We start from the raw sequence: 2,417 nt of genomic DNA, 5'->3' as shown, positions 1-2,417 counted from the left end.
AACTGGTCCTGATCGATCGCGCCCGGCAGCGGCACCAGGATCGAGGGCCGGCCGATCGCGGCGAGCTCGGCGACCGTGCCGGCGCCGGAGCGCGAGATCACGAGCTGGCTCGAGGCGAGGCGCGCCGGCAGGTCGGCGAAGAACGGCGCGAGCTCGGCGTTGATCTCGAGCCGGTCGTAGACCGCGCGCACCCGATTCATGTCCTCTTCGCGCACCTGCTGGGTGATGATCAGGCGGCTCCACAGCGCGGGCGCGAGCTGCTCGATCGCCGGCGGCACAATATCGCTCATTACCCGCGCGCCCTGGCTGCCGCCGACGACGAGCAGGCGCAGCGGCCCGTTCGCCTCGGGCGGCGTGTATTTCACCGCGGCCGCCGCGAGGATCGCCGGACGCATCGGCGTGCCGACCGTGGTGGCCTTGCCGGCAAGCGCGGGATCGCGATCGAGCACGCCGGGCAGCGAGGTCGCGATCGCGTTGACGCGGCCGGAGAGGAAACGGTTGGCGCGGCCGAGCACCGCATTGGCGTCGTGGATGATGCCGGGCACGCCGAGCAGCCGCGCCGCCATCAGCGGCGGCAAGGTTGGATAGCCGCCGAAGCCGACCACGGCCGCGGGCTTCAGCCGGCGCACCAGATTGGCGGCGATCAGCGTGCCGTAGCCAAGCATCAGCGCGGTCCGCGCCAGCGAGATCGGGTTGCGGCTGCGCACGGTCGCGCTCGGCACGAGGTCGATGCTCTCCCTGCCGAACAGGCCGGAATAGCGCAGCGCGCGGCCGTCTGTGGCGAGCCGGACGCGCAGGCCACGCCTGATCAATTCCACGGCGAGCGCTTCGGCCGGGAACAGATGGCCGCCGGTGCCACCGGCCGCCAGCAGAATCAGAGGCGCGTTGTCCATGGTTTCCAGATAACCGACACGACCGTCACAGTCACCTACGCGTAGGCGCGCTGAGCGCTGGCGCCCTCCATCGATTCGATCTCGGTGCGCGGCCGCTGCCGCGTCAGCGCCAGCATCATGCCGACGCCATAGGCAAGCGACACGAACGAGGAACCGCCGTAGGAAATGAACGGCAGCGTCATGCCCTTGGCCGGAATCAGTTGCAGGTTAACCGCCATGTTGATGGTCGCCTGCACGCCGAACAGGATCGCAAGCCCCGACGCCGCAAAGCGCGAGAACATGTCCTCGGTGGCATAGGCGCGGGTCAGCGTGCGGATCACGATGAAACCGAACAGCGCCACCAGCATCAAGCAGAGGATGATGCCGAACTCTTCCGCCGCGACCGCGAACACGAAGTCGGTGTGGCTGTCCGGCAGGCTGCGCTTGGCGATGCCCTCGCCCGGCCCCAAGCCGAACCAGCCGCCGTTCCAGAACGCCTCCATCGCGGTGTCGACCTGGAAGGTGTCGCCGGAGGCGGGATTCATGAAGCGCTTGATGCGACCGGCGACGTGCGGCACCAGGAGATAGGCGCCGAACAGGCCCGCGCCCGCCGCGCCGGCGAGCCCGAACACCCAGATCATCCGCATGCCCGCGATGAAGAACAGCGCGCCCCACACCGTGAGGATCAGCATGGTCTGACCGAAGTCGGGCTCCATCACCAAGAGCGTGACCAGCGTCAGCAATAGCACCAGCGCCATCGAGGTCGCCGGCATCTCCGGCCGCTTGGTCGATTCCGCAAACAGCCAGGCCGCGACGATGACGAAGGAGGGCTTTGCGGCTTCGGAGGCCTGGATGTTGACGCCGAGCAGCGTGATCCAGCGCCGCGAGCCCTTGACCTCGGGCCCGACCAAGAGCGTCAGCACGATCAGCACGATCGAGACCGCGAACACGATCAGCGCGGTGCGCCGGATCTGCCGCGGCGTCATGAACGAGACGCCGATCAGCACCATCAGCGACGGCACCAGGAACATGACGTGGCGGTTGAAGAAGTGGAACGGATCGAGCCCGATCCGGGTCGCCACCGGTGGGCTCGCCGCCAGCGACAGGATGACGCCGGCCAGCATCAACGCGGCGATCGCCACAAGCAGCAGCTTGTCGACGGTCCACCACCAGTCCGAGAACGGGGTGCGTTGGTCACGGGCGAGCATGGGCGTCCCCAGATGGCAGAGATAACGTCCATTCGTGGCGCAGGATGGTTTCCAAGGGGTTAACGGGTTGGGTAACTTTTGAGGGAGGTGGATTGGCGCCTCAAGCACAGCTGTCTGGATGCCCGCATGGGCGGGGCATGACACCGGAGAGAATGAGAGCCCACGGCTCCTTCCGCGCGTCGTCCCTGCGAAAGCAGGGACCCATACTCCGCGGCGGATGCTGTTGAAGCGACTCGTCGTTCCAACATCGCGCAACAATCAGCGTCGGTGGTTATGGGTCCCTGCTTTCGCAGGGACGACACCGAGCGTTGGACGCCTCTTGCGCGTCATGCGTCCC

General features: G+C 67.5%; 2 protein-coding genes. Both read right to left on the bottom strand.

Features of this window, described 5'->3' with window-relative positions; translation table 11 throughout:
- The coding region (locus AKL29_RS20510; protein WP_244482226.1) for a UDP-N-acetylglucosamine--N-acetylmuramyl-(pentapeptide) pyrophosphoryl-undecaprenol N-acetylglucosamine transferase at positions 1 to 893 on the bottom strand (893 nt) is incomplete at its 3' end.
- A 35-nt stretch (positions 894 to 928) separates the two neighbouring features.
- Complete coding sequence (gene ftsW, locus AKL29_RS20505) at positions 929 to 2,080, bottom strand: putative lipid II flippase FtsW (RefSeq protein ID WP_050385393.1); 1,152 nt, start codon at positions 2,078 to 2,080, stop codon at positions 929 to 931.
- Positions 2,081 to 2,417: the final 337 nt, after the last annotated feature.

Source organism: Bradyrhizobium pachyrhizi, assembly GCF_001189245.1.
Classification (GTDB): Bacteria; Pseudomonadota; Alphaproteobacteria; order Rhizobiales; family Xanthobacteraceae; genus Bradyrhizobium; species Bradyrhizobium pachyrhizi.
The sequence above is the reverse complement of the archived record's forward strand: the minus strand, read 5'-3'. Positions and strand labels throughout refer to the sequence as shown.